The following is a 6,000-nucleotide window of genomic DNA, read 5'->3' as shown; positions in this document are numbered from 1 at the left end:
TGTTAATACTGCTTAAAAAGTATAAATAAATTTATACTACTGGGAAAATGATTTAGTGATCGCTTGTTTTTTACTGGATCTGACGAAACCGCATAGCTCCCATAGTACAATCGCTACTCCGTCATGCTCAAGCTGGTGGTTTTGGCGCGGAAACTGCTGATGCTTACAGAAATGCGCTTGGTGGATCTGCACCTACTTGAAATCTGCGACAAATTTTAACTGGAGTGCTGGTTTTAGCTTCAAGGCTAGTTTGGTTTGTCTTGACTCCACACTCCAGTTTTAGAAGCGATCGCTATTTTCTGAGCCTGTTCAAAAGCTATTTGATTCGGGCATTCCACCCCGCCAAGTCGCGTTTTAGCCAAGCCGCTTTTAAGCAGTTCTTCCTGAAAACTAATCTCAGCCTCACCCTGTCCGTGAGCCATCACTTCAGCAACAGTACGCCCATCGCTGTCTTTTGCGACTGGAACGATCATCAGTTGATTATCGGCAGCAGCAATGAGCTTAAGTAGTTTCTGTTTTGCTTCATGAGCCAATGCTTGTCTTGGAGCTTCACCTTGTTTCAATTCCGGGGCATCAATTCCACAAAGCTCAACTGACATTTGGCTACCATCGGTTTGACGAACTGTGATGCTGTCCCCATCTGCTACTTGGGTAGCGATCCATTCTTCGGTAAGCGCGATGGATGGCTGGTTAGTTCTTTGGAAAATCGAGATAGCGCTGATGGTAGCTCCAGCGATGCCTGCGGCGGTAAACTACGCAGTTAAAATTATGGCAGTTTTCCACGATGGCTTCATATTGCTAGCTCTGTTATTGCAATATAAGAAACCATAATTTTAACCGCAGTCACCTATCTACGCCTCACAACAACAACGGTATTGGATCTCAAAGCTAGAAGAATATTTATGTTTATTGGCGAAAGATTCTTGTAGCAACAATACTTTTAACTTAGTCGATTTTAAGATAAGCTTTGTTGATTGATAAGTCACTATAGATTGCAAAAATACATCGTCATGAGTCAGGGTGTATATCCAGACAATTGGAAAGAAATTGCGACAGCGCTAAAAGCTGACTGTGATTGGCGTTGTACTAAATGTGGTAAGGTCTGCTTACGTCCTGGGGAAAAACCACCTGATTGGACAAAATCTCAGTGCAAAGCTCATATACTTCAGGTACATCACTGGAATTGTGACCCTAGTGACAATCGGCTGGAGAACCTGGCTTGCCTATGCAGTGGCTGTCACCTTTACTACCATCGATTCGGACGCGGGAATATTTCTCCGGGACAGTTGTCACTGTTTGCCGAAAGGAAATGTTAGCTAAAATTTAGCGATTTCAAGCGTGAGCGCTAACTAAAACTTGCTTTTGTTGTTGCGATAGCTTCTAGGGGGTACTTTGCGCTCAACTAGGCAATTTTTAGTTGCAGTCTGCTAAAGCTAGATTTTAAACACTAAGTAGACAAAGTAAAAATAAGTTTCTCGGCTCAAAAACTCCATTTGACTGTGAAAACCGCGATAGCGGGTAGTCGGTGTGGGAGACGAATGTGCATCCATTCCTAAATTTCGTGCCATCAATACTGCTCGTTTCATGTGCAATGGATCGCTAACAATAAGAAACTTGTTTAATTGGTGAGCTTTCGCTACTTCCAAAGCATTTGTGAGGTTCTGGTGAGTTGTACGAGATTGAGTGTCAGTGAGAATATCAGCAGCTTTTACCTGTTGCGCGAGTGCATAATTTTTTCCAACTATAGCTTCAGGTGGTTCATTAATCTCGCCAACTCCGCCAGTAAAAATGATTGTTTTAACAGATCCATTTTTATATAAGTTGATGGCGTGGTTAATTCGCTCTCTGAAAACAGGAGATGGTTTTTCTCCCCAAACTGCTGCTCCTAAAACAATTGCTGCATCTGCCTTGATATTATTAGTACTGCTGCCATATAAATAAATACTTGAGGCAGAAGAAGCGATCGCCAGCAACAAGGCAGATATCAAAGCTAATGTCACCAAAATTGACCATTTTTTGTGAATTTTGTAATTGAGCATGGGTTGTTATGCTATTTTTCATGCTTAGTTTCAATATCTAAGTTAAGTGCGTAAGTCCTATACTGTTATATGCTTCACCATTAGATGCAGTTGTGAATCTGGCTTCTACCGTGCAATCAAAAACTGCCCTAGACTCAAGCCAGAGCAGTTTTGATAGAAGTAAATTATATAAGAGACAATTAGCGTTGTCCCCGGTTTATACATAGTAAATACCGTTATATAATACTATTCACCTCAATTTTCGTACTTTACGCAAAAAACGAATAATCTTGAAGCGCCAACCAAACTGTTCCAGAACCTCCTGAATGGCTAAGTGCAGGTAAATATGTTTACTCAAATCCTCCCAAGAGATACCCTACGGATTACAGTATATACATTGGGCTGGATTCGCAAATTCCATACCATTAGGAAATAGTTTCTCTTGATTAAAACCACATTTTTTACATTGATAAATTGTGGACAGTGGTAAGGTAGTTGGGATATGACAAAATTCACAGGGTAATCCCTGAATTATTTCAGTTATTTCAAAACCAGGCGTATTACATTTTGGACAACAACTGCTAATTTTATTAAGTAAATTATGGGTAGCTTTTGCAATATTTTTCATCCGGGTGGGATTATACATTGCCCGCATATCTGTCTCAATATTTACCTGGCTATCTGGGGAATTATGCAATGCAAAATCAACTGATGCTATCAAATCTGTTTCTTTTGTAATACCTTTAGTTATCTTATTACTTTTATTCTCTAAGTTTTCAAACCAGACAACTAATCCATGTTCTGGAAAACCAACTTTTTTAGCAAAAATATATGCTTCACCTAAAGTTGTTATAATTTGATGATTAAAGTTAGTATCTGTAGAAATTTCCTCACCAATAATTTCTAGATTATTGATTTTATCTAAAAAAACAACTATTTCTCTATTACAGTAAATATAAGGAACTAATGGATGGGGTGTAAAACTACCTTCGCTAGCGATAGCTAAATTTTCTCGTGTTAACTCTAAGGCTTTCTCTGCTTTTAATTTAGCTGTGGCAATTTGTGTTCCTGGACGTTTTACATCTCTAGTAAATGTGCCAAAAATATCAGTATTAAAATCCTGTGGGACTATAACTTTTATGCCTAACTCTTGTTCTAATAGTGGAGCAATTACCTTTTCTTTTTGGTGCATTGTCGCCAACACAGCCAGACGCTCATTAAATAATTGCTGATTATTCATTCTGCGCTAATCCTTATTACTTAAGTTTGTAGCTTTTCATAATTTTAAAACGGTTGTTTCTTCTGATTTTATCGCTAAAACCAGCTTGAGCTTCTTGAGAGCAAGCGCACTGGCAGCGATGCCTGGGGCGGGCTACGCCTACGCAAGAAGCTCAAGTTCATCAAACCTGAAACCCCCTAATTAGATATATACGATCTGCCGTAGACAATCGCCTGCCTCTATCTTGCAGAGGCAAACGTGCTATTTGCAGCATTCAAACGAACGCGAGTAGTGTCTCTTAGAGAGGATGCTCCCGCGATCGCCCCAGCCCATAGCCCCGCTTGCGAGAGCGATGCTTGCGGCGGGCTATTCGGTGTCGCATTTTCACCTCCGCCAACAAATAATAACAACCAAAACCTGTAGATGTACTAAGATGCTCTTGGGAGCTATTTCTCCTTCTCTTTTGCAGAATTATTGCCAAATTTCACCATGATGAATAACTGGTTTGACACAGCTCGATTGGGGATGTTTATTCATTGGGGACATAGTTCTCAAATGGGATGTGAGTTATCTTGGCCGTTAGTTGGGGGTGTATTCAGCCTACCTTTTTGCAAAGATATTCCAGTTGATAAATATCACTACACAGCTAATACTTTCAATCCACAGCAATACAATCCTAAAGAATGGGCAGATTTAGCAAAAAGTCTCGGAATGAAATATGCGATATTAACAACCAAGCATCATAATGGTTTTGCCTTATTCCATACCCAAGAATCAGACTTTTCAATTGCATCTGCACCTTACAAAAAAGATATTGTACGTGAATATGTCGAAGCGATGCGCTCTGTAGGATTGCGTATTGGTCTTTATTTTTCACTTAGTGACTGGCATCATCCTGACTATCCGGCTTGGAGAGAGGCAGATAAACCTTATCGCTTTGACCAACTCCCTCAACCTACAGCGCAACAGTGGGAGCGATATATCCAATTTATGTTCAATCAGATACGGGAATTATTGACCAACTATGGTCAAATTGACATCATTTGGTTTGATGGAAGTTGGGAACGCACTCCAGAGCAATGGCAGGCTCAAAAATTAGCAAAAATGATTCGTGATTTACAACCTAATATTCTCATTAACGATCGCCTACCCAATTGTGGAGACTTTGAAACTCCTGAGCAGTTTATTCCTCCTCACCCACCTGCTCATCCTTGGGAAACCTGTCTGACTATTAACGAGAGTTGGAGATACAATTCAGATGATTGCAACTTCAAATCGTCTCGTCAATTGATCCATACAATGTGCGAAATAGCTGGCATTGGAGGCAACCTCTTGCTTAATGTTAGTCCAATGGGTAATGGACAAATTCCTCCTGAGCAGTTAGAGCGTCTCAAAGATATAGCAGATTGGATGGAGAGTCACTGTGAAAGTATACTGGATACAACCCCAGGATTAGAACCCTGGCAATTTTATGGCCCCTCAACTCGTAAGGAAAATCGCATTTATCTACACCTATTAATGAAACCTTACGAGACAATATCAGTTAGGGGTATACCAATAAAACGAGTAAAATCAGTGTTTGTTCTTGCTGACGGTACAGCACTAACTTACACAAGTCGCTGTGCAATTATGGATTCTATCCTCAATTCTAATCCGTTAGGAGAATTAACAATTGATGTGCCAGAATCAGTAATTAATCCATACGTTACAGTGATTTGTATTGATATTGATTCTTGATTAATTAATTAATGTAAATTTAGCTTCTTGAGCGGGGGTATAGCTCATCTCTGATCATGCAGCCCTACCCAAACGGGTGTATATAGCGCTCCCAGTTCTCCTTATTAAATGGACTGCGCCATTTCAAAATTAAGCTCAATTCCAACTGTTGCTGTAATAGTTGAGATAAATTGAGTAGTTTATCTTGTCATTTGGTGTCAGAAACTTATCCGGTATGGACAAATTGCTTCCAGAACAGCTGGTCAAAAGCATTTATCAGGAACTACTGCCTAGATTACAAATTGAAAGTGTTAATCCCCGTAATCCCATTCAGGTCAGCTATCTTCCACAACCTTGGCAGTTGCTTGGCAAAGGAAATTACGCCGCAGTAGTTTTTCACCCCGATTACCCTGAGTGTGTAGTTAAAATTTATGCCCCAGGACGACTAGGCTTTGAAGAGGAAGTAGAAGTTTACCGTCGTCTAGGTTCTCATCCGGCATTTTCTGAGTGTTTGTACGCCAAAGATAACTTTCTAATTTTGAAACGGCTTTATGGAACAACTTTGTACGATTGTATGCACTTAGGTTTACCAATTCCTCAGCAGGTAATACGGGATATCGATAAAGCTTTGGACTATGCTAGAAGTCGCGGACTCCACCCTCATGATGTCCACGGTCGTAATGTGATGATGCATCAGGGTAGAGGGTTAGTTGTAGACATTTCAGATTTTCTGCATCCAGAAGCCTGTTCAAAATGGAATCACTTAAAAAAAGCTTATTATTGGTTATATCGTCCTGTGTTGCGCCCACTTCGATTGCGTGTGCCATACTCGGCCTTAAATATGCTCCGCAAAAGTTACCGTCTGGCAACTTCTTTCAAAATTTCCTGTTGTCAACTAGTCCTAAGATTAACTCGTTTTAAATATTTAAAACTTTAGGCTAATTTAGCCTTGTAACATCGATAAATTCTGAGTGCAATCTTCAGTAGCTATTGGGCCAGAGTGAAATCGCAATCGCTTGAGATTGAATTACCGATTTTCCCAAACTG

General features: G+C 40.1%; 8 protein-coding genes. 4 read left to right on the top strand and 4 right to left on the bottom strand.

What is annotated here, in order from left to right:
• Positions 1-245: 245 nt before the first annotated feature.
• On the bottom strand, positions 246-599 hold the full coding sequence (locus H6G86_RS33095; RefSeq protein ID WP_190937878.1) for a thermonuclease family protein: 354 nt from the start codon (positions 597-599) through the stop codon (positions 246-248).
• A gap of 28 nt (positions 600-627) precedes the next feature.
• Here H6G86_RS33095 and H6G86_RS33090 point away from each other — a divergent pair, with 28 nt between their 5' ends.
• Both H6G86_RS33090 and H6G86_RS33085 read left to right on the top strand, forming a co-directional pair.
• Positions 628-831: a hypothetical protein gene (locus tag H6G86_RS33090; protein WP_190937877.1), complete on the top strand. Its 204-nt coding sequence runs from the start codon at positions 628-630 to the stop codon at positions 829-831.
• 179 nt (positions 832-1,010) lie between these two features.
• Positions 1,011-1,316, top strand: coding sequence for an HNH endonuclease (locus H6G86_RS33085; RefSeq protein ID WP_190937876.1), 306 nt, complete (start codon positions 1,011-1,013; stop codon positions 1,314-1,316).
• A gap of 117 nt (positions 1,317-1,433) precedes the next feature.
• Here H6G86_RS33085 and H6G86_RS33080 read toward each other — a convergent pair whose 3' ends face one another.
• From H6G86_RS33080 to H6G86_RS33070, 3 genes are all read right to left on the bottom strand, one after another.
• A complete protein-coding gene (locus H6G86_RS33080) occupies positions 1,434-2,039 on the bottom strand; it encodes a YdcF family protein (protein ID WP_190937875.1) in 606 nt (201 codons plus the stop codon).
• Between the two features lie 355 nt (positions 2,040-2,394).
• Complete coding sequence (locus H6G86_RS33075) at positions 2,395-3,258, bottom strand: DUF6671 family protein (RefSeq protein WP_190937874.1); 864 nt, start codon at positions 3,256-3,258, stop codon at positions 2,395-2,397.
• 218 nt (positions 3,259-3,476) lie between these two features.
• A complete protein-coding gene (locus tag H6G86_RS33070) occupies positions 3,477-3,647 on the bottom strand; it encodes a hypothetical protein (protein ID WP_190937873.1) in 171 nt (56 codons plus the stop codon).
• 79 nt (positions 3,648-3,726) lie between these two features.
• Between H6G86_RS33070 and H6G86_RS33065 the strand changes: the two genes are divergently transcribed.
• On the top strand, positions 3,727-4,974 hold the full coding sequence (locus H6G86_RS33065) for an alpha-L-fucosidase (RefSeq protein ID WP_190937872.1): 1,248 nt from the start codon (positions 3,727-3,729) through the stop codon (positions 4,972-4,974).
• Between the two features lie 214 nt (positions 4,975-5,188).
• Complete coding sequence (locus tag H6G86_RS33060) at positions 5,189-5,890, top strand: protein kinase family protein (protein WP_190937871.1); 702 nt, start codon at positions 5,189-5,191, stop codon at positions 5,888-5,890.
• Positions 5,891-6,000 lie beyond the last annotated feature (110 nt).

This window comes from Nostoc sp. FACHB-133 (assembly GCF_014698055.1).
In the GTDB taxonomy this organism is placed as follows: Bacteria; Cyanobacteriota; Cyanobacteriia; order Cyanobacteriales; family Nostocaceae; genus Nostoc.
The sequence above is the reverse complement of the archived record's forward strand: the minus strand, read 5'-3'. Positions and strand labels throughout refer to the sequence as shown.

What these genes read in the sequence shown, in the direction of transcription:
- H6G86_RS33095 (WP_190937878.1), bottom strand. Translation starts at nt 599, where the DNA reads ATGTCAGTTGAGCTTTGTGGAATTGATGCCCCGGAATTGAAACAAGGT.
- H6G86_RS33090 (WP_190937877.1), top strand. Translation starts at nt 628, where the DNA reads ATGCTGTCCCCATCTGCTACTTGGGTAGCGATCCATTCTTCGGTAAGC.
- H6G86_RS33085 (WP_190937876.1), top strand. Translation starts at nt 1,011, where the DNA reads ATGAGTCAGGGTGTATATCCAGACAATTGGAAAGAAATTGCGACAGCG.
- H6G86_RS33080 (WP_190937875.1), bottom strand. Translation starts at nt 2,039, where the DNA reads ATGCTCAATTACAAAATTCACAAAAAATGGTCAATTTTGGTGACATTA.
- H6G86_RS33075 (WP_190937874.1), bottom strand. Translation starts at nt 3,258, where the DNA reads ATGAATAATCAGCAATTATTTAATGAGCGTCTGGCTGTGTTGGCGACA.
- H6G86_RS33065 (WP_190937872.1), top strand. Translation starts at nt 3,727, where the DNA reads ATGATGAATAACTGGTTTGACACAGCTCGATTGGGGATGTTTATTCAT.
- H6G86_RS33060 (WP_190937871.1), top strand. Translation starts at nt 5,189, where the DNA reads ATGGACAAATTGCTTCCAGAACAGCTGGTCAAAAGCATTTATCAGGAA.